This is a genomic window from uncultured Marinobacter sp. (genome assembly GCF_947259545.1).
Taxonomy (GTDB): Bacteria; Pseudomonadota; Gammaproteobacteria; order Pseudomonadales; family Oleiphilaceae; genus Marinobacter.
This window is the reverse complement of record NZ_CAMYMK010000004.1, coordinates 1-24493: the sequence shown is the minus strand read 5'-3', so window position 1 is coordinate 24493 and position 24493 is coordinate 1. Positions and strand designations below refer to the sequence as shown.

Below are 24493 nucleotides of genomic sequence, written 5' to 3'. Positions count from 1 at the left end.
CATGCCGTCTCAAATCCGTAAAATGAATTCATTCACCAGAACCGGCTGGCCCGGTGCCCTGCGGAACGTTTGGAGTTATCCATCCCAAAAGCAGCAGAGTAAAAATGAGGTGGCGCGCAGTATATCGAAAAGTCCGTGTCGTTTATATGAAGAAAAACGCCTATTCTCTATACTGGCCAATTGCACCATTGCTGTGCGTAAACCCGTCAGCTGCACCATTTTGACGCACCAAAGCGGTGCGGAATATCAATGCACCACCCGGTGTACGCGCCAAAAGAGCCCGGCGCCCTTGTGGTTGCGCTTTTCTGGCGCACGTCAAACAAATTGGCAAGGCAATTGCTTTAGTCCTGTCAGCCGATTTTGCAGGTAAGAAGCCGCAGCTTTTGATAAGCTGCCCCAGCCTCAAAAATAGATCGGAAGTCAGCAACGCTGAACGATCCGGCACAACGAACATGAAATCACCCGCCCGGCGGGAAACACCATGGAGCATGCACAATGTCCAAGACAGTTGATTTGATCAAAGAACACGAAGTCAAATGGGTTGACCTGCGTTTCACGGACAGCCGCGGTAAAGAGCAGCACGTGACACTGCCTGCCACCGAAGTAGACGACGACTTTTTCACCGATGGCAAGATGTTCGATGGCTCATCAATTGCCGGCTGGAAGGGCATCAACGAATCCGACATGATCCTGATGCCGGATGACTCAACTTCCGTTCTGGATCCGTTCACCGAAGAGACCACCGTCAACATTACCTGCAACATTGTAGAGCCTTCTACCATGCAGGGTTATGAGCGGGATCCGCGCTCCGTTGCCAGCCGTGCCGAAGAGTACCTGAAGTCCACCGGCATCGCCGATAGCGCCCTGTTCGGCCCTGAGCCGGAGTTCTTCGTGTTCGATTCCGTGAAGTGGGAAGTCGACATGAAAGGTGCCAACTACTCTATTCACTCCGAAGAAGCCGCCTGGGTATCCGGCGAAGACTTCGATCGCAACAACATCGGTCACCGTCCGGGCGTGAAAGGCGGCTACTTCCCGGTTCCGCCGGTAGACAGCCTGCACGACCTGCGTGGCGCCATGTGTGCGGCCATGGAATCCATGGGCCTGGAAATTGAAGTTCACCACCACGAAGTGGGCACCGCTGGCCAGTGCGAAATCGGCGTTGGCGCCAACACTCTGGTCAACAAGGCCAACGAAGTACAGATCCTCAAGTACTGCGTCCACAATGTGGCCCACGCTTACGGTAAGACTGCCACCTTCATGCCCAAGCCGGTCGTGGGTGATAACGGCTCCGGCATGCACGTCCACATGTCCCTGAGCAAAGACGGCAAGAACGTCTTCGCCGGTGACAGCTATGCCGGCCTGAGCGAATCCGCTCTGTATTACATTGGCGGCATCATCAAGCACGCCAAGGCGATCAACGCCTTCACCAACGCCTCTACCAACAGCTACAAGCGTCTGGTTCCGGGTTTCGAAGCTCCGGTTATGCTGGCTTACTCCGCCCGCAACCGTTCCGCATCCATCCGTATTCCGTACGTAAACAGCCCGAAGGCACGTCGTATTGAGGTACGTTTCCCCGACGCATCCGCCAACCCGTACCTGGCGTTCGCGGCCCTGATGATGGCTGGCCTCGACGGCATCCAGAACAAGATCCACCCAGGCGATGCCATGGACAAGGATCTGTATGACCTGCCGAAGGAAGAAGCCCTCAACATTCCGAAGGTTGCCGAAACCCTCGCGGAAGCCCTGGACGCCCTGGAAGGTGACCACGAGTTCCTGACTCGCGGCGGCGTGTTCACCGAGGACATGATTGCAGGCTACATCGACCTGAAGCGTGGTGAAGTTGAGCGTCTGAACATGACCACTCACCCGGTTGAGTTTGAGCTGTACTACTCCTGCTAATCGCAGACGCCACTGATCCTCGGATCACAGCGTGAAAAAGCCCCGCTCCGGCGGGGCTTTTTTGTGACCCCCGCCACAGTCCCTGTTGCCCTTAACGATATGTAACTCTTTGAACCCTCAACACCATTGAAAACAGCCATCCCGCCATTGATAATCAAATAAGACAATCACTATAGGCTACCGGAATGAATTTACGGCTTGGATTATTCGCTGGCATCCTCGTTTTCACCGCCGCCCCTGCCACTGCAGAGGTCTACAGAAATGTCGATGCTCAAGGCAATGTCACCTTTTCCGATGAACCTTCGGATGGCGCTGAAGAGGTCAAGGTCAAGCCGGTGACAACAATCACCCTGCCCAAGCCGGCAGACGTCCGAGAGCCCGAAAAACTTCGCAAGGAAGTTAAAGAAGAGGGATCGGTTTACGACAACGTCCGAATCCTGGCCCCTGAGAACGATCAAGCCTTTCACAGTGGCAGTGGCGATGTCGCGTTCCGCGTCACCAGCGCCCCCGGCCTGAAAAAAGGGCACCGTTATGAGGTCACCCTGGACGGTCAGCCTGTGGGCCAAACCACATCGAATACGCTCACCGTGCGCAACGTATTCCGTGGCACCCACAATGCCAGCGTGCATATCATTGATGAAAAAGGCGTCCAGGTAAAAACCGGTGACTCCATCCGCTTTACCATTCACCGCCCCTCCGTCAACAACTAACCCCCCCAAACCAAAGCGCTCTATTTTGGTGCACTCGCACCACAAAAACGCCATACTCTGACCAGCAACGGGGCGTTTTGGTCGCATCGTCCGCCACTTTCTCTTTCAAATGCACTACGCCATAGCGCCAACACTGCCTTAACAGCGCTGTGCCCGCTAACCGGGCACACAACATGAGCCGTTCCCGTAAACTGGTTCACTTTTTGCAGAACCTAAGGGTACCTGTTTATGCCCATCAACCGAGACACCAGCATGGCACTCTCAATGGCAGCCTCAGAAATTAAAACCAACGGCTACAAGAACATACTGGACAGCCTGACCACGGCCATCCTGGTACTGGGAAACGGGCTGCGTATCGAGTATCTGAATCCGGCGGCGGAGAGTCTGTTTGAGACCAGCATTACGCGAAGCCAGGGCCTGCCTGTCCGGGACATTCTGGCAGATTCCGAGGACGCACTGACAACACTGCACGCGGCGGCCGAGAACGGGCACTCGTACACCCGCCGCGAAGCAGAGTTCACGCTCACCAGCGGCTCACGGCTCACAGTCGATTATTCGGTGTCGCCGATCAGCCAGAGCCCCGTTGAACTACTGATCGAAATCCAGCCCCGGGACCGTTTGCTGCGCATCAGCCGGGAGGAAGACATCATCTCCCAGCAGGAAACCACCCGCATTCTGGTTCGCGGAATGGCTCACGAGATCAAGAACCCACTGGGTGGCATCCGCGGGGCAGCGCAGCTGCTGGACCGGGAACTCAGTGATGAGGGGCAGCGGGAATATACCCAGGTGATCATCGACGAAGCCGATCGCCTGCGCTCTCTCGTTGACCGGATGCTGGGCCCGAACAAGGCCCTGAAACTCGCCCCAACCAACATCCACGAAGTACTGGAGCGGGTCAAAACCCTGCTGGAAGCCGAGAGTCGCGGCCGGCTGACATTTCGGCGCGATTACGACCCCAGCCTGCCAGAATTTGAAGGCGATAAGGAGCAACTGATTCAGGCTTTCCTGAACATTACCCGCAACGCGATGGAAGCGGCGTTCGAGAACCAGAGCCAGCACCCCGACGGAGAACCTCCTACCATCACCTTCCGTACACGGGCGCTTCGCCAGTTCACCATCGGCCATAAACGCCACCGCCTGGTATGTCGCGTCGACGTGATTGATAACGGCCCCGGTATCCCCCCGGACCTGCTACAGAATATTTTTTATCCGATGATCAGTGGCCGTGCCAGTGGCACCGGTCTGGGCCTGTCCATCACCCAGAGCATCATTGGACAACATCATGGGCTGGTTGAGTGCGAAAGCGAGCCCGGAAAAACCGATTTCATCATCTTCCTGCCTCTGGAGGACAATCAATGAGCCAACCGGCAAACGTCTGGATCATAGACGACGATCGCAGTATTCGCTGGGTGCTGGAGCGCGCCCTCAACCAGGCCGGTATGCAGCCCCGGGTCTTCGAGAACGGTGAAAGCATCATGATGCGGCTGGAACACGAACAGCCCGACGCTATTATCAGCGACATTCGAATGCCTGGCCTCGATGGCATCACGCTGTTGTCACAGATTGTCGATGCGCATCCGGATCTTCCTGTCATCATCATGACGGCTCACTCCGATCTGGAAAGCGCCGTCACCAGTTACCAGACCGGCGCCTTTGAGTACCTGCCCAAACCCTTCGATGTCGACGACGCTGTCGCCCTGGTGAAGCGCGCGGTCGCTCACAGCCATGAACGCCGGGCCACCTCGGAACCCCAGGCAGAAAGCACTCAACGCAACACCGAGATTATCGGCGAAGCGCCAGCGATGCAGGAAGTATTCAGAGCCATAGGCCGCCTGTCCCACTCCAACATCACAGTGCTGATCAATGGCGAAAGCGGTACCGGTAAAGAGCTGGTCGCCCAGGCCCTGCACAATCACAGCCCGAGAGCCAACCATCCGTTTATCGCCCTCAATATGGCGGCCATTCCCAAGGACCTGATTGAATCCGAACTGTTCGGGCACGAAAAAGGTGCGTTTACCGGCGCCGGCGCAGCACGGCAGGGGCGCTTTGAACAGGCCAACGGTGGCACCCTGTTCCTGGATGAGATCGGGGATATGCCAGCTGATACCCAGACCCGGCTTTTGCGGGTACTGGCAGACGGCGAATTTTACCGGGTCGGCGGCACTACGCCGATCAAGGTTGATGTGCGTATCATCGCAGCAACACACCAGGATCTCGAGAAGCTGGTCCAGGGGGGCTCCTTCCGTGAGGATCTGTTTCACCGCCTGAACGTCATCCGGGTGCATCTGCCCAAGCTGGCCGAGCGCCGGGAAGATATTCCGAAATTGATGCAGCACTTCCTGAAGCGGGCGGCAAAAGAACTTGCCGTGGAACCCAAGATTCTCAGATCCGAGGCCGAGGAATACCTCACTACCCTCCCCTGGCCTGGCAACGTCCGGCAGTTGGAAAACACCTGCCGCTGGCTGACCGTTATGGCCAGTGGCCGTGAAATCCATATCGATGATTTGCCGCCCGAACTGATCCATCAGGCAGAAACCCCGACCACAGGTCAGACCTGGCAGGAGGGCCTACGCAATTGGGCGGAGCAGGAACTTAAACGGGGCCGCAAAGGCATTCTGGATACGGCAGTACCCGAGTTCGAGAAAATCATGATCGAAGCCGCGCTCAAACATACCGGTGGTCGTCGGCGGGATGCATCCATTCTGCTGGGATGGGGAAGGAACACGCTGACCCGGAAGATCAACGAACTGGGGATGGATCACCCGGAGGGTGATGAAGACTAGACAATGAGTCAACCGGGACCAGAGGTGAGCTCTGGTCCCGGTGCGACCATTTTATAGAGCCTGCCTCAGAACGGGATATCGTCGTCAAAATCGTCCACGGGCTCAGGCATGCTGCCCTGGGAGGGCTGACTATAACCGCCGGACTGTTGTTGCGGCTGGTTACCCTGATTGGCGGGTGGTGCGTTGTAATTGGACTGCTGCTGGGGCCGACCAGCGGGCGCGCCCTGACTCATGCCGCCTTCACCTCCGCGGCTGTCGAGCATCTGCATCTGGCCATTAATATCCACCACCACTTCGGTGGTGTAACGATCCTGACCGTCCTGCCCCTGCCATTTGCGGGTTTGCAGCTTGCCCTCAATATAGACCTTGGAGCCCTTGCGCAGGTACTGGCCGGCAACCTCGGCAATCTTGCCGAACATCACAATGCGGTGCCATTCGGTTTTCGGCACCATCTGACCGGTTTGCCTGTCCTTGTAACTCTCATCCGTGGCAAGGTTCAGGTTTACCACCGCATTGCCATTAGGGGTATAACGGGTCTCCGGGTCCTGCCCCAGATTGCCGATAAGAATAACCTTGTTTACGCCTCGTGCCATGATCTGCTCCTGACTCAGTTTTCAGGGATGACCCAACGTCCGTGCGGGCCTCCGGATTTCAAGAATTGCTACCCTGCCGGACAAATGGAAAGTCCGCAAGTAACCCCTCATCAAATAGTTGGCGATCCACCTTCAGGTAAGCCGTCTCGGCTTCTTCGAGAATAACCACATCCTGTACACCAGGAAGCTGCCGGAAGGCATCGTCAATAGTATCAAACTGGCTGTGCGCCACTTGCCGTAACTGTACCACGAAACTGGTCGTGTAACCCGGGGCAGGCATGGTCAGCGCGACCACCAACCACAACACCAGCACGGCTGCCATCAGCCACAAAACCCCGCCAACGCCAACCTGCTCAAGCAACAGGCCACCGATGGCACCACCGACAAATGCCCCGAGAAACTGGGAGGTCGAATAGACTCCCATCGCCGTCCCCTTGCTCGCCGCCGGCGCTTCTTTGCTGATCAGCGAAGGCAGGCACGCCTCCAGCAGATTGAACGCCATGAAGAAGAAAAACAGCACCGCCCAGGCGGCAAACAGACTGACACTTACCTGCGCCAGCCCCGCCGTTGCCAGAGTTAACAGCCCAATGGCGCCACACAGCACCGGCTTCATCTTGCGCTTTTTCTCGCCGATGATGATAAACGGCACCATCGCAAAGAACGAAGTGACCATGACCGTCAAATAGAACCACCAGTGGGACGATGATGGCAGGCCCAAATGATCCTGCAACAGGGTCGGAAACACCAGAAAGATGGCGGTCAGCGCCAGATGAAGGGCAAAAATACCGAAGTCCAGACGAAGCAGGCGGCGATCTGACATTACTCTGGAGAGCATAGCCTTCGCGGGCCGGGTATCCGCACTGATTTTGTGCTGATGCGGGGTGGGCACCAGACGCCAAACAACCAGCATCGCCACCAGCGCCAGCACTGCCGTGAGGTAAAACAGACCTGACAGGCCAAAGGCGGATCCGATAAGGGGGCCAAGCACCAGGGAGACAGAAAACGACAACCCGATGGAAATCCCCACCGTTGCCATCGCCTTGGTCCGCTCCTCTTCCCGCGTCAGGTCACTGAGCAAAGCCATCAGTACACTGGCAATAGCCCCCGCCCCCTGAAGGATCCGTCCGCCAATAACAACGTATATGGAGTCAGTTGATGCGGCCACGAGACTGCCTGCGGCAAAGAGGATCAGTCCGATATAGATCATGCGCTTGCGGCCCACGCGGTCCGATAGGAGACCGAACGGAATCTGCAACAACGCCTGGCTCAGACCGTAGGCGCCTATGGCCAGACCAATCAACGCCGGAGTCGAGCCCTGCAGGTCGTCGCCTAACAGGACAAACACCGGCATCACCATGAACAGGCCCAGCATCCGCATGGCATAAACCGATGCCAACGCCGCTACTGATCGCCTTTCAAGTGCATTCATGGGAGAGCCTTTCATTAATTCGGTTTCTGGCGGACAGCCGCCGTTCCGGAAACCGCGCATTGTACCAGAACACGGTTCGTCACGGCACAGGGACAAACCGCATAGTCACTTACCATCACGGCTTTCGCCGGGCGGGGTATAACACGGTATAATCCCGTTTTTTCTTCGAGCGAGGTGTTATGGATCATATCCAGATCAAAGGGGCGCGGACCCACAACCTGAAGAACATCGACCTGGATATGCCGCGGGACAAGCTGATCGTGATTACCGGCCTGTCCGGCTCCGGCAAGTCATCCCTTGCCTTCGACACCCTATACGCAGAAGGGCAGCGCCGCTATGTGGAGTCCCTCTCCACCTACGCACGCCAGTTTCTGTCGATGATGGAAAAACCGGATGTGGACCATATTGAAGGTCTGTCGCCGGCGATTTCCATTGAGCAGAAATCCACCTCTCACAATCCCCGCTCCACCGTGGGCACCATCACCGAGATTTACGATTATCTGCGATTGCTGTTCGCCCGTGCGGGCGAGCCCCGCTGCCCCGACCACGGCCAGCCATTGGAGGCCCAGACCGTCAGCCAGATGGTGGACCAGGTACTGGCGATGCCCGAGGACAGCAAGCTGATGATCCTTGCTCCGGTCATCCGGGATCGTAAGGGCGAACACCTCCAGGTGTTCGAGACCATGCGCAGTCAGGGTTTCATCCGGCTGCGCATCGACGGCACGGTGTATGACATCGATGACCTGCCAACGCTGGACAAAAAACGCAAACACCAGATCGATGTGGTCGTCGACCGCTTCAAGGTCAAGCCCGGCCTGGAACAACGTCTGGCGGAAAGCTTCGAGACCGCGCTGGCTCTGGCCGATGGCATTGCACTGGTCGCCCCCATGACCGGTGAAGGCGAGGAGCATACGTACTCTGCCCGCTATGCCTGCACCCAGTGTGGCTATTCCCTGAGCGAACTGGAGCCCCGGCTGTTCTCCTTCAACAACCCGGCCGGCGCCTGCCCGACCTGCGACGGACTGGGCGTTAAGCAATTTTTCGACCCCGAGAAAATCGTCCAGCACCCGGAAGCCAAACTGGCAGCAGGCGCCATCAAGGGCTGGGATCGCCGGGCCGTCTATTACTTCCAGATGCTGACCAGTGTCGCCGAACATTATGGCGTGGATATGGAAACGCCATGGGAGGATTTACCCGAGGACTTCCGCCAGACCCTTCTTTACGGCTCGGGTAGCGAGGATATCCCCTTCCGCTACGTGAATTCTCGTGGCCACATCATGGCAAAGGCCCATCCTTTTGAAGGGATCCTGCCCAACCTGGAACGCCGCTACCGGGAAACCGAATCCCAGAGCATGCGGGAGGAGCTCGCCCGCAACCTGAGCACTCAGCCCTGCAAGGACTGCCATGGCTCCCGCCTGCGCCGCGGCGCACGCCATGTGTTCGTCGAAAACCACAACATTTCCGACGTAACTCACCTGCCGGTGGGCGACGCCCATGACTATTTCGAAACCCTGTCTCTACCCGGTCGCAAGGGTGAGATTGCCGAAAAGATCCTCAAGGAGGTCCGTCAGCGCCTGCAGTTCCTGGTGAACGTCGGCCTGGAATACCTCACACTGGAGCGTAGTGCCGACACCCTGTCCGGCGGGGAAGCCCAGCGTATTCGCCTGGCCAGCCAGATTGGCGCCGGTCTGGTCGGGGTGATGTACATCCTCGACGAGCCGTCTATCGGCCTCCACCAGCGCGACAACGATCGCCTGCTGGCCACCCTCACCCACCTCCGGGATCTCGGCAATACCGTGATTGTGGTGGAGCATGACGAAGACGCCATTCGTGCAGCCGACCACGTGATCGACATTGGACCCGGTGCTGGCGTTCACGGCGGCGAAATCATTGCCCAGGGAACCCCAGAGGACATCATTGCCAATAAAGATTCCCTCACCGGGCAGTACCTGAACGGCACCCGTGAGATTGCCATCCCCGCAACCAGAAACACCGGAAGCGGCAAGCAGCTTACCCTCTCTGGCGCCAGCGGGAACAACCTGCAGAATGTTACGCTTAATATTCCATTAGGCATCATGACGTGCATAACCGGCGTGTCCGGTTCCGGGAAGTCCACCCTGATCAACGGGACACTTTACCCGGTCGCCGCCGCCAAGCTGAACAAAGCGACCAGCCTGACCCACGCACCCTATGAGAAACTCAAGGGCCTGGATCATCTGGACAAAGTGATAGATATCGACCAAAGCCCCATCGGTCGCACACCACGATCCAACCCGGCCACCTACACCGGACTGTTCACGCCGATCCGCGAACTCTTTGCCGGCACCCAGGAAGCTCGCTCCCGCGGCTATAAGCCCGGCCGCTTCAGCTTTAACGTCAAGGGCGGTCGCTGCGAGGCCTGCCAGGGCGACGGGGTAATCAAGGTCGAAATGCACTTCCTCCCTGACGTGTACGTGCCCTGCGACGCCTGCAAGGGCAAACGCTACAACCGGGAAACCCTGGAAGTCCGCTACAAGGGCAAGAATATCCACGAAGTGCTGGAAATGACCGTCGAGGAAGGCCGGGAATTCTTTGATCCCGTTCCCTTCATTGCCCGTAAGCTGCAGACCCTGATCGATGTCGGCCTATCCTACATCCGTCTGGGTCAGAGCGCCGTCACGCTGTCGGGAGGCGAAGCCCAGCGGGTAAAACTGGCGAAAGAACTGTCCAAGCGTGATACCGGCAAGACACTCTACATCCTCGATGAGCCCACCACAGGCCTCCATTTCTACGACATCCAGCAGTTACTGAATGTACTCCAGCGCCTACGTGACCACGGCAATACCATTATCGTGATCGAACACAACCTGGACGTTATCAAGACCGCCGACTGGATTGTCGATCTTGGACCGGAAGGTGGCTCCGGTGGCGGCCAGATCATCGCTGAAGGTACTCCCGAACAGGTCGCCAAGAACGCCAGGTCCCACACCGGACACTATCTGAAACCTATGCTGGAGAAATAAAGGAGGCTATACCTGTGTAGCCCAGGCCCCTACCGCCCAACTAGCAGGCTACTCATTTCTATAATCGGCCAAAACATTTCTTCCAGCCAAAAAAAAAGCCGGGGGTCTCCCCCCGGCTTTTTCCTTGGACAACTCCGAGGAACTTACTCTTCGTCGTCGTCCATCTCTTCCGCTTCGACATCCAGCGGACGGCCAACCAGCTCGACGAATGCCATCGGGGCATTGTCGCCGGCACGGAAGCCGCACTTCAGGATACGAAGGTAACCACCCGGACGCTCGCTATAGCGGGGACCCAGCTCATCAAAAAGCTTGGCAACCGCAGCATCGTTGCGCAGGCGAGAAAACGCCAGACGACGATTCGCGACCGAATCATTCTTGGAGAGCGTGATCAAAGGCTCAGCTACACGACGAAGCTCTTTGGCTTTCGGCAGCGTTGTCTTGATCAGCTCGTGTTCAACCAGTGACGCAGTCATGTTACGGAACATGGCCTTGCGATGCGCACTGGTCCTGCTGAACTTACGACCACTCTTACGATGACGCATTGCTCTTATTCCTTACCTTAAACTAATCGGCGATTAACCGCCCAGAACCCGGTCGTCGCCACGGAGGCTTGCCGGCGGCCAGTTATCAAGACGCATACCCAGTGACAGACCACGGGACGCAAGCACGTCCTTGATCTCGGTCAGCGACTTTTTACCAAGGTTAGGCGTCTTCAGCAGCTCAACTTCAGTGCGCTGAATCAGATCGCCGATGTAGTAGATGTTCTCAGCCTTCAAGCAGTTAGCTGAACGCACTGTCAATTCCAGATCATCCACCGGACGCAGCAGAATCGGATCAATCTCTTCCTCTTCCTCTACACGCTCGGGTTCTTTTTCATGATCGAAATCAACAAACACCGCCAGCTGTTGCTGGAGAATGGTTGCGGCCCGGCGAATCGCTTCTTCCGGATCGATGGTGCCATTGGTTTCCAGATCAATAACCAGCTTGTCCAGATCAGTGCGCTGCTCTACCCGTGCACTTTCCACGGCGTAAGCAACACGGCGAACCGGACTGAAAGTCGCATCCAGCTGCAGGCGTCCGATAGCGCGAGTTTCGTCCTCGTCCAGACCCCGCTGATCGGCCGGCTCATAGCCGCGACCACGAGCAACCTTCAGACGCATGTTCACTTCACCCTTTTCACTCAGGTGACAGATCACATGATCCGGGTTGGTGATCTCGACATCATGATCCAGCTTGATATCTCCGGCTGTGACAGCACCCGGGCCTTTCTTGCTGAGGGTGACCTCGGCTTCATCCCGACCGCCCATCTTGACAGCTACGCCTTTGAGATTCAGAAGAATCTCGATGACGTCTTCCTGGACACCCTCAATTGCGCTGTACTCATGCAGAACGCCGTCAATCTGTGCTTCGGTAATCGCACAGCCCGGCATTGAGGACAAGAGTATACGACGCAGTGCGCTTCCCAGGGTATGACCAAAACCTCTTTCCAGAGGCTCCAGTGTCACCTTGGCACGCGTGGCGCTTGATTCCTTCACGTCAATGGTACGAGGTGTCAATAACTCATGTACTGAACGCTGCATAGACGCCCCTATCTGCTCTCGTTGCTAACTGGGCTTTACTTCGAGTAAAGCTCGACGATGAGGTTCTCATTGATGTCGGCCGGCAGTTCAGTACGCTCAGGCACTGTCTTGTAAACGCCGGACATCTTGCTGGCGTCGACCTCTACCCAGCTCACCGGTGCGCGGCTTGCAGACAGATCCAGCGCGCCTTTAACGCGGAGCTGGTTTTTTGCCTTTTCACGCACACTCACAACATCACCCGGCTTGACCTGGTAGGAAGGAATGTTCACTACCTTGTCGTTCACCAGGATCGCCTTGTGAGAAACGAGCTGACGGGATTCAGCACGGGTAGAACCAAAACCCATGCGATATACAACGTTGTCCAGACGCCCTTCCAGCAGCTGCAGCAGGTTTTCACCGGTTGCACCTTTGATGCGGGCCGCCTCTTTGTAGTAGTTACGGAACTGCTTTTCCAGCACACCGTAAATACGACGGACTTTTTGTTTTTCACGAAGCTGTACGCCGTACTCGGACAGACGACCGCGACGCGCGCCGTGCATACCCGGCGGAGTCTCGATGTTGCACTTGGAATCGAGCGCGCGAACACCGCTCTTCAGAAAAAGATCTGTCCCTTCACGACGAGACAGCTTGCACTTCGGGCCTATATAACGAGCCATTTTTCACTGTCTCCTGTGTTAGACGCGGCGCTTTTTGGGCGGACGACAACCGTTATGGGGAATCGGCGTCACATCAGTGATGTTAGTGATCTTGTAGCCACACGCGTTCAGCGCGCGAACTGCAGACTCACGTCCGGGCCCAGGACCCTTAACCTCTACGTCCAGGTTTTTAAGGCCGTATTCAGCAGCCGCATTACCGGCTCTTTCAGCTGCTACCTGCGCAGCAAAAGGTGTACTCTTGCGTGACCCACGGAAACCGGAACCACCAGAGGTAGCCCAGGACAGGACGTTGCCCTGACGGTCAGAAATGGTCACGATAGTGTTGTTGAAGGACGCGTGAACGTGTGCGACGCCATCAACAACCGTCTTTTTCACCTTTTTACGGGTACGTGTACCTGGCTTTGCCATGTTTGCCTACCTGTTACTTACGAATAGGTTTGCGAGGACCTTTACGGGTGCGGGCGTTGGTCTTGGTGCGCTGGCCACGGACCGGAAGGCCATGACGATGACGCAGACCACGGTGACATCCGAGATCCTTCAAACGCTTGATGTTCATCTGTACTTCACGACGCAGATCGCCTTCGACAGACACCTTGCCCACTTCAGTACGAAGCGATTCAAGTTGCTCGTCGGACAGGTCCTTGACCTTGACGTCCGGCTTGACGCCGGTTGCATCGCAAAGCTTTTGGGCTGTTGTCTTGCCAACACCAAAGATGTAGGTCAGCGAGATAACAGCATGTTTGTTATCGGGTATATTGACACCGGCTATACGTGCCATCCAAATTACTCCGCGTTCAAAGCTTTGCTGTGTGAATTTTCCGCCACAAAAAGGGCGCGAAATAATAGCGCCTGACCCTGTTCAGAGTCAAGCGCTATTATTCCGAAACCCTGCAATGTCAGGAAGGCTTCCCGAAGGAATCAGCCCTGGCGCTGCTTGTGACGAGGCTCCGAGCAAATGACTCGTACTGAGCCATTGCGACGAATTACTTTGCAGTTACGGCAAATTTTCTTTACCGAAGCGCGTACTTTCATTGTCGACTCCAGTTTTCAAGGGGAACGGTTTTAACCGTTCCGACCATAGCCCTTGAGATTGGACTTCTTCATCAGCGATTCATACTGATGGGACATCAGGTGCGACTGAACCTGCGCCATGAAATCCATCACCACGACTACAACAATCAGCAGTGAGGTACCGCCCAGATAGAACGGTACATTCCCGGCCACCATCAGGAACTGAGGGAACAGGGAAACTGCTGCAATGTACATTGCACCGAACAGAGTCAGCCGGGTCAGAACGCCGTCAATATACTTGGCGGTCTGATCACCAGGACGAATGCCCGGAATAAACGCTCCAGAGCGCTTGAGGTTATCCGCAACTTCTTTCGGGTTGTACATCAACGCTGTGTAGAAGAAGCAGAAGAAGACCACTGCTGCCGCAAACAGGATGATGTACAGGGGCTGGCTTGGCGCCAGTGCCTGGGAAATATCACTCAGCCATTCCATGCCTTCGCCCTGACCAAACCACTGCCCCAGGGATGCTGGGAACAACAGGATGGAGGAAGCAAAGATCGGCGGAATAACACCGGCCATATTGACCTTCAGCGGCAGATGGCTGGACTGCTGGGCAAACACCCGGCGGCCCTGCTGACGCTTGGCATAGTTGATGGTCAGACGACGCTGACCGCGCTCCATGAACACCACGAAGCCAACCACGGCAATAGCCAACACACCAATCCCCAGAACAACGAGAAGACTCATCTCACCGTTCCGGGCCTGCGACAGAGTCTGACCGATAGCACCGGGCAGCCCGGCAACGATACCCGCAAAAATCAGCAGGGAAATCCCGTTACCTACGCCACGCTCGGTGATCTGCTCACCCAGCCACATCATGAAGACGGCACCGCTGACAAAGGATACAACTGCCACGAAGTGGAAGCTGAAGCTGTCATTAAAGGTGACGCCCTGAGATGCCAGACCGACAGAAATACCAAAGCCCTGAACCAGGGCCAGGATAACCGTACCATACCGCGTGTACTGACTGATCTTGCGACGACCAGCCTCACCTTCCTTCTTCAGCTGCTCAAGCTGCGGACTGACCGCAGTCATGAGCTGCATGATAATGGAGGCAGAGATATACGGCATGATACCGAGTGCGAAGATACTCATGCGCTCAAGCGCACCACCGGAAAACATGTTGAACAGACTCAGGATCGTGCCCTGATTCTGATCAAACAATGCTGCCAGGCGGTCAGGGTTAATACCCGGCACCGGAATATGGGCACCGATCCGGTACACCAACAATGCCAGGAAGACGAACCAGAGCCGCGAACGCAGCTCCGCCAGTCCTTTTCCCGCGCCCGCAGGCAATGATGCTGTCTTGGCCATTTAGTCCTCGACTCGCCTTAGTCTTCGACTTTTCCACCCGCGGCAGTAATCGCCTCGCGTGCGCCCTTGGTCACTCGCAGACCCTTGACGGTCACCGCCCGGCTCAGTTCGCCGGAAAGGATAACCTTGGCTTCGCGAATCTCTTCACGAACGATGTCTGCTTTCTTGAGTGCTTCGAGGTCAACTACGTCACCCTCTACCTTCGCCAGCTCGTTCAGGCGAATCTCAGCAACGTAACGCTGCTGACGAGAAGTAAAACCAAACTTCGGCAGACGGCGGGCCAACGGCTGCTGACCACCCTCGAAACCGGGAGCAACACTGCCACCGGAGCGGGCTTTGAGACCCTTATGACCGCGGCCACCGGTTTTACCGAGACCGCTACCGATACCGCGACCTACGCGCTTGGCTGCAGGACGTGAACCGGGATCCGGACTAAGTTCGTTCAGACGCATCTTAGCTCTCCTCCACCCGAACCAGGTAATCAACCCGGTTGATCATGCCGCGAATGGAAGGTGTATCTTCCACTTCCACGGTGTGACCGATTTTACGAAGACCCAGTCCCTTGACGCACAGTTTGTGCTTGGGCTGGCAGCCGATTGGGCTGCGGGTCAGTGTAACTTTGATCGTTTTTGCGTTCGCCATGACTTCAACCCAGAATCTCTTCCACGGTTTTACCGCGCTTGGCTGCAATATCCTCAGGCGCCTGTGTCGCCTGGAGACCCTTGATGGTGGAACGTACCACGTTCACCGGGTTGGTAGACCCGTAACACTTGGACAGTACGTTCTGAACACCCGCCACTTCCAGTACCGCACGCATCGCACCACCGGCGATGATACCAGTACCTTCGGACGCCGGCTGCATGTAGACCTTGGAGCCGCCATGCTGAGCCTTGACCGGGTATTGCAGAGTCGTACCGTCGAGCGGAACCTCTACCATGTTCTTACGTGCAGCTTCCATGGCCTTTTGGATCGCAACCGGCACTTCACGCGCCTTGCCACGACCAAAACCAACGCGACCTTTACCATCACCCACTACTGTCAGTGCGGTGAAGGCGAAAATACGGCCACCTTTAACAACCTTGGCGACACGATTGACCTGAACCAGCTTCTCCTGGAGCTCAGGCGCCTTCTGTTCGTTAACGCTCATCTTCTCCACCTCTTAGAATTGCAAGCCAGCTTCACGGGCGGCGTCGGCCAGAGCCTGTACGCGACCGTGATAACGGTAACCGGAGCGGTCAAAAGCAACGCTCTCTACACCTGCCGCCTTGGCGCGTTCAGCAATCAACTGACCGACCTTTTTGGCGGCTTCCACGTTACCGGTTGCACCCTGGCGCAGTTCCTTATCCAACGTGGAGGCAGTGGCAATAACCTTGCTGCCATCTGCAGTTGTAACCTGGGCATACATGTGACGCGGTGTGCGGTGAACGCACAGGCGGTCAGTACCCAGCTTACGGATCTTCATGCGCACTTTGCGTGCGCGACGCAATCTTTCGTTATTCGCGCTCATAGTCCCGCCTTATTTCTTCTTGGCTTCTTTGCGTCTGACCTGCTCATCCGCATAACGCACACCCTTGCCTTTGTAAGGCTCCGGCGGACGGAATGCGCGGACTTCCGCAGCGACCTGGCCAACCTGTTGCTTGTCGATTCCGCGAATCACAACTTCCGTATTGGACGGAGTTTCAGCGGTAATCCCCTCGGGCAGCTCATACTCGACCGGGTGTGAAAAACCCAGTGTCAGGTTGAGCTTCTTACCTTGCGCTTGGGCACGGTAACCTACGCCCGTCAGCGCGAGCTTACGCTCCCAGCCTGTAGAGACACCGGTCACCATGTTGTTGACCAGTGCACGGGTAGTACCAGCAAGAGCGCGGGACTGTTTGGCACCATCGCGGGCCGCAAAGCGAAGAACACCTTCTTCCTGCTTTACTTCTACCGCCTGGTGAATGGTGAATTGAAGCGCTCCTTTGGAACCCTTCACATTGATTTCCTGTCCGTTCAGCTTAACCTCAACACCGGAAGGCAGCACGACAGGATTATTGGCAACCCTGGACATGTGTTTCTCCTAGAATACGGTGCAGATGACTTCGCCACCCACGCCAGCAGCTCGTGCGGCGCGGTCTGTCATAACGCCCTTGGACGTTGAGACAATCGCGACTCCCAGACCACCGGATACTTTCGGCAGTTCCCCAGCGCCTTTGTACTGGCGCAGACTCGGACGGCTGACCCGCTTGATCTCTTCAATAACCGGCTTGCCGCCGAAGTATTTCAGAGTAATCGTCAGCTCGGGCTTCGCGTCAGCTGAAACGGAAAAATCTTCAACGTAACCCTCGTCCTTCAGGACCTGGGCCACGGAGATCTTCATCTTTGAAGACGGCATCGCAACGTCTGCTTTTGATGCCATCTGTGCATTACGGATACGGGTAAACATATCCGCAAGCGTATCTTGCATACTCATTGGTATGAGGCTCCTGATCTTTTTAGTTGTGCAGCGGCTTGCCGCACCGCTTACCAACGGGCACCTGACCGGAGTCAGGATGCCTGTCTTACCAGCTTGCCTTGGTCAAACCCGGAACGTCGCCGCGCATGCCGTATTCACGGAGTTTGATCCGTGAAAGCTCGAACTTGCGCAGGACGCCGTGAGGACGACCAGTCACCTGGCAACGATTACGAAGGCGCGAAGGAGATGCATCACGGGGAAGCTGTTGCAGCTTCATCTGTGCATCCCAACGCTCATCGTCGCTGGTATTCGGGTTCTTGATAATCGCCTTGAGCTCGGCACGCTTCGCTGCATATTTCGCAACGGTTTTTTCGCGCTTGAACTCACGGTTCTTCATGGAAACCTTAGCCATTACACTCGTTCCTTATTTCTTGAACGGAAAGCCAAAGGCTTTCAACAGTTCGCGACCTTCGTCGTCGGTACCGGCAGTGGTGGTAATGGTGATGTCCAGACCACGGATCTTGTCGACCTTGTCGTACTCAATCTCCGGGAAAATGATCTGCTCACGCACACCCATGCTGTAGTTACCGCGACCGTCGAACGACTTGGGATTCAGACCACGGAAGTCACGAACGCGGGGAACCGCGATGTGAACCAGGCGATCAAAGAAGTCCCACATACGCTCGCCGCGCAGGGTAACCTTACAACCGATAGGCCAACCTTCACGGATCTTGAAACCCGCAACGGATTTACGTGCCTTGGTGACAACCACTTTCTGACCTGCCAGGCGCTCAAGATCCGCCACAGCATTCTCAATCAGCTTCTTGTCACCAACCGCTTCGCCGACACCCATGTTCAGGGTGATCTTTTCGATACGCGGCACCTGCATCACGTTCTTGTAGCCGAACTCTTTCTGCAGGGCGGGTACCACTTCCTTACTGTACTGCTCTTTCATGTTAAGCATCGTAACCACCACCGCTTACTGGTTATCGACAGCTTCGTTCGTGGACTTGAAGATCCGCACTTTGGCGCCGTCTTCCTTGTTCTGGAAGCCTACGCGATCGGCTTTGCCGGTCTGCGGATTAAAAATAGCCACGTTGGAAGCCTGGATAGGTGCTTCTTTTTCGACGATGCCACCTGGGGTGCCCAGCATCGGGTTCGGCTTTGTGTGCTTCTTCATCATGTTGATGCCAGAAACAATTACTCGGCCATCGTCCTGAACCTTCAGGACTTTACCACGTTTGCCTTTATCTTTCCCCGTGGTGACGATTACTTCGTCATCTCGTTTGATCTTTTTCATAACCGGCCTCTGGTCCTTAAAGTACTTCGGGTGCCAGTGAGATAATTTTCATGAACTTCTCATTACGCAGTTCACGGGTAACCGGTCCGAAGATACGGGTACCAATCGGTGCGTCCTGATTGTTCAGAAGTACTGCCGCGTTTCCGTCGAAACGGATAAGCGACCCGTCGGGACGACGTACACCCTTGCGAGTACGTACAACAACAGCATTCAGGACCTGGCCTTTTTTCACTTTCCCGCGGGGGATGGCTTCCTTAACGGTCACCTTGATGATATCCCCTACGCCGGCATAACGCCTGTGTGAACCGCCCAGGACCTTGATGCACATCACCTGACGCGCACCGCTGTTATCCGCGACTTCAAGCATTGTTTGAGTCTGAATCATGGTTGTTCTCCGGGCGAGTTACACCTTGGATGCACGTTCGGTGACTTCCACCAGGGCCCAGCTCTTGGTCTTTGAGACCGGGCGGGTTTCCTGGATGGTCACTGTGTCACCGACGTTGCACTGATTGCTCTCATCGTGAGCGTGAATCTTGGTTGAGCGCTTCATGTACTTACCGTACAGCGGGTGCTTCACCTGGCGCTCCACCAGGACCACGATGGATTTCTCCATCTTGTTGCTCACGACCTTGCCGCTCAGAGTTCTGGCAGTTTGGGTAGCTTCGGTCATGTCACTGTCCTGCCTTTTCATTCAATACTGTTTTCACGCGAGCAATATCGCGCTTCACATTACCGAGAAGGTGAGACTGATTCAGCTGACCTGTCGCCTTGCGCATGCGCAGGTTGAACTGCTCCTTCAGGAGGTCGATCAGCTCGTTGTTCAGCTCCTCGACTGACTTTTCACGCAGCTCTGTTGCTTTCATCACATCACCGTCCTCGTTACAAAGGTGGTCTGTACCGGCAATTTGGCCGCAGCAAGAGTGAACGCGTCACGAGCGATTTCCTCGGAAACACCTTCCATCTCATACAGCATCCGGCCCGGCTGAATCTCAGCCACCCAATACTCGACAGAACCCTTACCTTTACCCATTCGTACTTCCAGCGGCTTACTGGAGATCGGCTTGTCCGGGAATACCCGGATCCAGATCTTACCACCCCGCTTGATACGGCGAGTCATGGTACGACGTGCCGCCTCAATCTGGCGCGCAGTTATACGCCCACGGGTGGTCGCCTTCAATCCGTATTCACCGAAGCTCACCTTGTTAGCGCGGTGAGCAAGACCGGTGTTACGGCCTTTCATTACCTTGCGAAATTTGGTGCGTTTTGGTTGCAGCATAAGAGTGCCCCTTTACTTAGAACCTTTCTTCCCAGAGGCTTTCTTGTCAGCACGGACCTGCTCCATACCACCAAGAATCTCACCTTTGAAGATCCATACCTTGACGCCGATTACGCCGTAAGTGGTATGCGCCTCGTAGGTTGCGTAATCAATATCTGCACGCAGAGTGTGCAGAGGTACACGACCTTCGCGATACCACTCGGAACGCGCAATTTCAGCACCCCCGAGACGTCCACCTACCTGGATTTTGATACCCTTGGCTCCCTGACGCATGGCGTTCTGTACCGCACGCTTCATAGCGCGACGGAACATCACACGACGCTCCAGCTGACCGGCAACGTTTTGCGCTACCAGGCGGGCATCCAGATCCGGCTTGCGGACTTCTTCGATGTTGATGTGCACAGGCACGCCCATCATGTCACTGACTTCGCGACGCAGACGGTCAACATCTTCACCCTTCTTACCGATAACAATACCGGGACGGGCTGTATGGATCGTGATACGGGCGTTCTGAGCAGGGCGCTCGATCACAATCTTGCTGACAGACGCCTTAACCAGACGCTTGTCAAGGAATTCACGAACCTGAATATCGTTCAACAGGTTGTTCGCGTATTCCTGCTTTTCGGCATACCACACTGAGTTGTGCTCTTTGATCACACCCAGGCGAATGCCGGTTGGATTTACTTTATGACCCATCTGAGCATCTCCTACTTGTCGGCGACCTTGACGGTGATATGGCAGGTGCGCTTGAAAATCCGGTCAGCGCGCCCCTTGGCTCGAGCTTTGATTCGCTTGAGCGTCGGACCCTCATCCACCATAACGGTGGAAACCCGCAGATCATCTACGTCCAGACCTTCGTTGTGCTCAGCATTGGCAATGGCGGACTCAAGAGCCTTCTTGAGTACGACCGCCGCCTTTTTAGGGCTGAAAGTCAGAATGTTCAGGGCGTCCTCAACAGCCTTGCCGCGTACTTGGTCAGCGACAAGACGTGCTTTCTGAGCTGAGAGGCGAGCGCCCTTGTACTTGGCTGCTACTTCCATTTCTATTACCTCACAATCAGCGTTTAGCTTTCTTGTCGGCCGCATGACCACGATAAGTACGCGTTGCCGCGAACTCACCCAGCTTATGTCCAACCATATCTTCGGTGACATAAACCGGCACGTGCTGCTTGCCGTTGTGGACTGCAATGGTCAGGCCTACCATCTCCGGAAAGACTGTTGACCGGCGGGACCAGGTTTTGATCGGCCGCTTGTCGTTAGCTTCCAGAGCTGCCTCGACCTTCTTCAACAGATGCAGGTCTATAAAAGGACCTTTCTTCAAAGAACGTGGCACAGCAATTACCTCTATGTAGTCGTTTACTTGGCCGAACGACGACGTACTATCATCTTGTCAGTACGCTTGTTCTTACGAGTCTTATGCCCTTTGGTCGGAACACCCCAAGGAGTAACAGGGTGACGCCCGCCAGAGGTACGCCCTTCACCACCACCATGCGGGTGGTCAACTGGGTTCATAGCAACACCACGTACTGTTGGACGTTTACCGCGCCAACGTGATGCACCCGCTTTACCAAGTTGCTTGAGGCTGTGCTCGCTGTTGGACACTTCACCCAACGTTGCGCGACAGTCAACAAGCACCTTACGCATTTCACCTGAGCGCAGGCGGATGGTGGCATATGCACCTTCACGCGCTACCAGCTGTACGGATGCGCCCGCAGAGCGAGCCAGCTGAGCACCTTTGCCAGGCTTGAGTTCAACGCAGTGGATCACAGAACCGACCGGAATGTTCCGGAGCGGAAGCGTGCTACCCACTTTAATCGGCGCGTCGATACCGGAACGCACAGGGTCTCCAATCTGCATACCTTTGGGAGCGATGATGTAACGACGCTCGCCATCGGCGTACTTCAGGAGCGCAATGTGCGCAGAGCGGTTCGGATCATATTCCAGGCGCTCAATAGTCGCCGGAATACCATCTTTGGTCCGCTTGAAATCAATTACGCGGTAGTGCTGCTTGTGGCCACCACCAACGTGACGGGTAGTGATGCGACCAAAATGGTTACGACCACCCGACTTACTCTTAGTTTCTACCAACGGCTCGTAAGGGCGCCCCTTGTGCAGATCAGGGTTGTAGAGCTTTACAACGTGACGGCGGCCGGCAGATGTTGGCTTGGTTTTGACGATCGGCATATTACGACCCCTTTACCTTATTCCACATCCAGAAAATCGATGTCCTGACCTTCCGCAAGCTTTACATAAGCCTTACGCAGATCATTACGCTTGCCGAAACCGCGGATGGTACGCTTGAGCTTACCCTTACGGTTCAGAACCTGAACACCTTCGACGGTGACGTTGAACAGCTGCTCAACGGCTTTTTTGATCTCGGGCTTGGTGGCATCAGGCGCTACACGAAACACAACCTGATTGCTCTCCGCCACCAGAGACGCTTTCTCTGATACGTGCGGTCCCAGAAGAACCTTGTAAATACGTTCCTGATTCATCCCAGCATCTCCTCGATCTTCTTCAGAGCGGGAACAGTCACAACGACTTTCTCGAAGGCAACCAGGCTAACCGGATCCAACCCTGCAACGTCACGCACGTCAACGTGCGGAATGTTACGGGAGGCCAGGTGCAGATTCTGCTCAACGTTGTCAGACAGAATCAGGGCGTTATTCACACCGATGTCCTTCAGTTTCGCGTTGAAAGCCTTGGTTTTGGGGGTGTCGACATTCATGTCGTCAACCACAACCAGACGCTCCTGGCGAACCAGCTCGGAAAAAATGGAGCGCATCGCTGCGCGGTACATCTTACGGTTGACCTTCTGCTCGAAGTCGCGAGGCTTGGCAGCAAAGGTCACACCACCGGAGCGCCAGATCGGGCTACGGATTGTACCTGCACGGGCACGACCTGTGCCCTTCTGACGCCAGGGCTTCTTACCACCACCACTGACTTCTGAACGCGTTTTCTGAGCCTTGGTACCCTGACGGCTGCCTGCCATGTAAGCAGTAACCACCTGGTGAACCAGCGACTCGTTAAAATCTTTGGCGAACGCAGCATCGGAAACAGAGATTCCCTTGCCGCTACCTGTAATAGTCAATTCCATCGCACCGCTCCTCAGGCTTTAACTGCAGGCTTGATGACAACGTTACCGCCAGTCGCGCCGGGAACGGCACCACTTACCAGCAGCAGGTTGCGCTCGGCGTCGACGCGGACGACCTTGAGGTTTTGCACAGTAACCTGCGCGTTCCCCATCTGGCCCGCCATCTTCTTGCCCTTGAATACCTTGCCCGGAGTCTGGTTCTGACCAATGGAACCCGGAGCACGATGAGACAGTGAGTTACCGTGGGTCGCGTCCTGCATGGAGAAGTTCCAGCGCTTAACACCGCCCTGGAAACCTTTACCCTTGGACTGCCCAGTGGCATCAACAACCTGACCGTCTTCGAAGACAGAAGCCGTAATCTCGCCGCCGGCTACCAGGTCTTCACCTTCACCATCAGCCAGACGGAACTCCCACATACCGCGACCAGCTTCAACACCGGCTTTGGCATAGTGGCCTGCTTCGCTCTTGGTCACACGAGAGGAACGACGAGTACCTACGGTAACCTGCACCGCGCGATAACCATCGTTTTCAAGAGTTTTGAGCTGGGTAATGCGGTTGGGCTCAACCTCAATTACCGTAACGGGCAGCGCCTGCCCATCTTCCGTAAAAATACGGGTCATACCGGCCTTACGACCGACAACACCAATTGCCATGTTTCACCTCTTAAGTGTACGGGGCTCTCACCCTCTATGGCCTTATGACAGTTACACAGACTAACCCGAGGGTTTAGCCGAGGCTGATCTGAACGTCTACACCTGCTGCCAGGTCCAGCTTCATCAAAGCATCTACTGTCTTTTCCGTTGGCTCAACAATGTCGAGCAAACGCTTATGAGTACGAATTTCATACTGATCGCGCGCGTCCTTGTTGACGTGCGGAGAGATCAATACGGTGTACTTTTCCTTCCGCGTCGGCAGAGGGATTGGCCCACGCACCTGAGCGCCGGTCCGCTTTGCGGTATCGACAATCTCCTGCGTGGACTGGTCGATCAGGCGATAATCAAACGCCTTCAACCGGATTCGAATTTTTTGGCTTTGCATGATGCACCAAACTCCACTCGTAGCAGCTACTTGTTTAGCCGACCTTCAAAAAAAGGAGCCGCATTGTATGCATAATACCCAACCGTGTCAACTGCTATGCAGGTTGACCCGGTCGGGCATCAATTCGCGGCTGAAACAGAAAAAGGGGCTGATGCTTCAGCCCCTTTTTCCTGGATCAATCGAGCGGATTACTCGATGATCTTGGCGACTACGCCGGCACCAACGGTACGGCCACCTTCGCGAATCGCGAAACGCAGACCATCTTCCATGGCGATCGGAGCAATCAGGGTAACACTCATCTTCACGTTGTCACCC

Annotated in this window: 36 protein-coding genes and 1 pseudogene; 5 read left to right on the top strand and 32 right to left on the bottom strand. The window is 55.8% G+C overall.

Annotated elements, in window-relative coordinates; all coding sequences use genetic code 11:
* Positions 1-160: 160 nt before the first annotated feature.
* Entirely contained in the window at positions 161-490 is a 330-nt protein-coding gene (locus Q0Y21_RS06940; RefSeq protein WP_297793009.1) for a hypothetical protein, read from the bottom strand.
* Between the two features lie 5 nt (positions 491-495).
* Between Q0Y21_RS06940 and glnA the strand changes: the two genes are divergently transcribed.
* From glnA to ntrC, 4 genes are all read left to right on the top strand, one after another.
* Positions 496-1899 carry a glutamate--ammonia ligase gene (gene glnA / locus Q0Y21_RS06935; RefSeq protein ID WP_297793006.1) on the top strand — a complete coding sequence of 468 codons (1404 nt, stop codon included), beginning with the start codon at positions 496-498 and terminating at the stop codon, positions 1897-1899.
* A gap of 185 nt (positions 1900-2084) precedes the next feature.
* A complete protein-coding gene (locus Q0Y21_RS06930; RefSeq protein WP_297793002.1) occupies positions 2085-2609 on the top strand; it encodes a DUF4124 domain-containing protein in 525 nt (174 codons plus the stop codon).
* 264 nt (positions 2610-2873) lie between these two features.
* On the top strand, positions 2874-3968 hold the full coding sequence (glnL, locus tag Q0Y21_RS06925; protein WP_297793101.1) for a nitrogen regulation protein NR(II): 1095 nt from the start codon (positions 2874-2876) through the stop codon (positions 3966-3968).
* Positions 3965-5392: a nitrogen regulation protein NR(I) gene (ntrC, locus tag Q0Y21_RS06920; protein WP_297792999.1), complete on the top strand. Its 1428-nt coding sequence runs from the start codon at positions 3965-3967 to the stop codon at positions 5390-5392. Before glnL ends, ntrC begins: the two co-directional genes overlap by 4 nt.
* 65 nt (positions 5393-5457) lie before the next feature.
* Here the strand turns inward: ntrC and ssb are convergent, their stop codons facing one another.
* Together ssb and Q0Y21_RS06910 are read right to left on the bottom strand one after the other, a co-directional pair.
* The gene (gene ssb / locus Q0Y21_RS06915; RefSeq protein WP_297792997.1) at positions 5458-5985 is read right to left on the bottom strand and encodes a single-stranded DNA-binding protein; all 528 of its coding nucleotides are present in this window, start codon (positions 5983-5985) and stop codon (positions 5458-5460) included.
* 58 nt (positions 5986-6043) lie between these two features.
* Positions 6044-7414, bottom strand: a complete 1371-nt coding sequence (locus tag Q0Y21_RS06910; RefSeq protein WP_297792994.1) for an MFS transporter — start codon at positions 7412-7414, stop codon at positions 6044-6046.
* A 179-nt stretch (positions 7415-7593) separates the two neighbouring features.
* Here Q0Y21_RS06910 and uvrA point away from each other — a divergent pair, with 179 nt between their 5' ends.
* Entirely contained in the window at positions 7594-10416 is a 2823-nt protein-coding gene (gene uvrA / locus Q0Y21_RS06905) for an excinuclease ABC subunit UvrA (RefSeq protein ID WP_297792991.1), read from the top strand.
* Between the two features lie 143 nt (positions 10417-10559).
* Here uvrA and rplQ read toward each other — a convergent pair whose 3' ends face one another.
* The 29 genes and pseudogenes from rplQ to tuf form a co-directional block, all read right to left on the bottom strand.
* Positions 10560-10958: a 50S ribosomal protein L17 gene (rplQ, locus tag Q0Y21_RS06900; RefSeq protein ID WP_297792988.1), complete on the bottom strand. Its 399-nt coding sequence runs from the start codon at positions 10956-10958 to the stop codon at positions 10560-10562.
* Positions 10959-10991: 33 nt separating this feature from the next.
* Complete coding sequence (gene rpoA / locus Q0Y21_RS06895; RefSeq protein WP_127330408.1) at positions 10992-11996, bottom strand: DNA-directed RNA polymerase subunit alpha; 1005 nt, start codon at positions 11994-11996, stop codon at positions 10992-10994.
* A gap of 35 nt (positions 11997-12031) precedes the next feature.
* Positions 12032-12652 carry a 30S ribosomal protein S4 gene (rpsD, locus tag Q0Y21_RS06890; protein WP_297792983.1) on the bottom strand — a complete coding sequence of 207 codons (621 nt, stop codon included), beginning with the start codon at positions 12650-12652 and terminating at the stop codon, positions 12032-12034.
* Positions 12653-12670: 18 nt separating this feature from the next.
* Positions 12671-13060 (bottom strand): 30S ribosomal protein S11, encoded by a 390-nt coding sequence (gene rpsK / locus Q0Y21_RS06885; protein WP_091706120.1) that lies wholly within the window; start codon positions 13058-13060, stop codon positions 12671-12673.
* Between the two features lie 13 nt (positions 13061-13073).
* Positions 13074-13430: a 30S ribosomal protein S13 gene (gene rpsM, locus Q0Y21_RS06880; RefSeq protein WP_012139789.1), complete on the bottom strand. Its 357-nt coding sequence runs from the start codon at positions 13428-13430 to the stop codon at positions 13074-13076.
* A gap of 140 nt (positions 13431-13570) precedes the next feature.
* Positions 13571-13684: a 50S ribosomal protein L36 gene (gene rpmJ, locus Q0Y21_RS06875; RefSeq protein WP_008174902.1), complete on the bottom strand. Its 114-nt coding sequence runs from the start codon at positions 13682-13684 to the stop codon at positions 13571-13573.
* Positions 13685-13714: 30 nt separating this feature from the next.
* Complete coding sequence (secY, locus tag Q0Y21_RS06870) at positions 13715-15037, bottom strand: preprotein translocase subunit SecY (RefSeq protein ID WP_127330406.1); 1323 nt, start codon at positions 15035-15037, stop codon at positions 13715-13717.
* Positions 15038-15054: 17 nt separating this feature from the next.
* Complete coding sequence (rplO, locus tag Q0Y21_RS06865; protein ID WP_127330404.1) at positions 15055-15489, bottom strand: 50S ribosomal protein L15; 435 nt, start codon at positions 15487-15489, stop codon at positions 15055-15057.
* A 1-nt stretch (position 15490) separates the two neighbouring features.
* Complete coding sequence (gene rpmD, locus Q0Y21_RS06860) at positions 15491-15679, bottom strand: 50S ribosomal protein L30 (protein ID WP_072799751.1); 189 nt, start codon at positions 15677-15679, stop codon at positions 15491-15493.
* Between the two features lie 4 nt (positions 15680-15683).
* Entirely contained in the window at positions 15684-16184 is a 501-nt protein-coding gene (rpsE, locus tag Q0Y21_RS06855) for a 30S ribosomal protein S5 (RefSeq protein ID WP_008174892.1), read from the bottom strand.
* A gap of 12 nt (positions 16185-16196) precedes the next feature.
* Positions 16197-16544 (bottom strand): 50S ribosomal protein L18, encoded by a 348-nt coding sequence (gene rplR, locus Q0Y21_RS06850; protein ID WP_012139782.1) that lies wholly within the window; start codon positions 16542-16544, stop codon positions 16197-16199.
* Between the two features lie 9 nt (positions 16545-16553).
* Entirely contained in the window at positions 16554-17087 is a 534-nt protein-coding gene (gene rplF / locus Q0Y21_RS06845; protein WP_012139781.1) for a 50S ribosomal protein L6, read from the bottom strand.
* 9 nt (positions 17088-17096) lie between these two features.
* Positions 17097-17489 (bottom strand): 30S ribosomal protein S8, encoded by a 393-nt coding sequence (gene rpsH / locus Q0Y21_RS06840; protein WP_048497749.1) that lies wholly within the window; start codon positions 17487-17489, stop codon positions 17097-17099.
* 88 nt (positions 17490-17577) lie between these two features.
* Positions 17578-17883, bottom strand: a complete 306-nt coding sequence (gene rpsN, locus Q0Y21_RS06835; RefSeq protein WP_297792969.1) for a 30S ribosomal protein S14 — start codon at positions 17881-17883, stop codon at positions 17578-17580.
* A gap of 12 nt (positions 17884-17895) precedes the next feature.
* Positions 17896-18435 carry a 50S ribosomal protein L5 gene (gene rplE, locus Q0Y21_RS06830; RefSeq protein ID WP_297792966.1) on the bottom strand — a complete coding sequence of 180 codons (540 nt, stop codon included), beginning with the start codon at positions 18433-18435 and terminating at the stop codon, positions 17896-17898.
* Positions 18436-18450: 15 nt separating this feature from the next.
* Positions 18451-18771, bottom strand: coding sequence for a 50S ribosomal protein L24 (rplX, locus tag Q0Y21_RS06825; protein WP_297792963.1), 321 nt, complete (start codon positions 18769-18771; stop codon positions 18451-18453).
* Positions 18772-18787: 16 nt separating this feature from the next.
* Complete coding sequence (rplN, locus tag Q0Y21_RS06820; RefSeq protein ID WP_297792961.1) at positions 18788-19156, bottom strand: 50S ribosomal protein L14; 369 nt, start codon at positions 19154-19156, stop codon at positions 18788-18790.
* Positions 19157-19174: 18 nt separating this feature from the next.
* Positions 19175-19441, bottom strand: coding sequence for a 30S ribosomal protein S17 (rpsQ, locus tag Q0Y21_RS06815; protein WP_012139774.1), 267 nt, complete (start codon positions 19439-19441; stop codon positions 19175-19177).
* 1 nt (position 19442) lies between these two features.
* The gene (gene rpmC, locus Q0Y21_RS06810) at positions 19443-19634 is read right to left on the bottom strand and encodes a 50S ribosomal protein L29 (RefSeq protein WP_127330400.1); all 192 of its coding nucleotides are present in this window, start codon (positions 19632-19634) and stop codon (positions 19443-19445) included.
* Positions 19634-20047, bottom strand: a complete 414-nt coding sequence (gene rplP / locus Q0Y21_RS06805; protein WP_127330398.1) for a 50S ribosomal protein L16 — start codon at positions 20045-20047, stop codon at positions 19634-19636. The genes rpmC and rplP overlap by 1 nt, the downstream gene beginning before the upstream one ends.
* A 12-nt stretch (positions 20048-20059) precedes the next feature.
* The gene (gene rpsC / locus Q0Y21_RS06800) at positions 20060-20743 is read right to left on the bottom strand and encodes a 30S ribosomal protein S3 (protein ID WP_127330396.1); all 684 of its coding nucleotides are present in this window, start codon (positions 20741-20743) and stop codon (positions 20060-20062) included.
* A gap of 11 nt (positions 20744-20754) precedes the next feature.
* Complete coding sequence (rplV, locus tag Q0Y21_RS06795; protein ID WP_127330394.1) at positions 20755-21087, bottom strand: 50S ribosomal protein L22; 333 nt, start codon at positions 21085-21087, stop codon at positions 20755-20757.
* Between the two features lie 16 nt (positions 21088-21103).
* Entirely contained in the window at positions 21104-21379 is a 276-nt protein-coding gene (rpsS, locus tag Q0Y21_RS06790) for a 30S ribosomal protein S19 (protein ID WP_007154011.1), read from the bottom strand.
* Positions 21380-21402: 23 nt separating this feature from the next.
* A complete protein-coding gene (rplB, locus tag Q0Y21_RS06785) occupies positions 21403-22230 on the bottom strand; it encodes a 50S ribosomal protein L2 (RefSeq protein ID WP_012139769.1) in 828 nt (275 codons plus the stop codon).
* A gap of 17 nt (positions 22231-22247) precedes the next feature.
* A complete protein-coding gene (gene rplW / locus Q0Y21_RS06780) occupies positions 22248-22541 on the bottom strand; it encodes a 50S ribosomal protein L23 (RefSeq protein ID WP_127330392.1) in 294 nt (97 codons plus the stop codon).
* Positions 22538-23143 (bottom strand): 50S ribosomal protein L4, encoded by a 606-nt coding sequence (gene rplD, locus Q0Y21_RS06775; protein ID WP_297792948.1) that lies wholly within the window; start codon positions 23141-23143, stop codon positions 22538-22540. The genes rplW and rplD overlap by 4 nt, the downstream gene beginning before the upstream one ends.
* Positions 23144-23154: 11 nt before the next feature.
* Positions 23155-23793 (bottom strand): 50S ribosomal protein L3, encoded by a 639-nt coding sequence (gene rplC, locus Q0Y21_RS06770; protein WP_127330388.1) that lies wholly within the window; start codon positions 23791-23793, stop codon positions 23155-23157.
* A gap of 73 nt (positions 23794-23866) precedes the next feature.
* Positions 23867-24178, bottom strand: coding sequence for a 30S ribosomal protein S10 (gene rpsJ, locus Q0Y21_RS06765; RefSeq protein ID WP_004580743.1), 312 nt, complete (start codon positions 24176-24178; stop codon positions 23867-23869).
* A 188-nt stretch (positions 24179-24366) separates the two neighbouring features.
* Positions 24367-24493: pseudogene (gene tuf / locus Q0Y21_RS06760) on the bottom strand (elongation factor Tu); the annotation flags it as partial.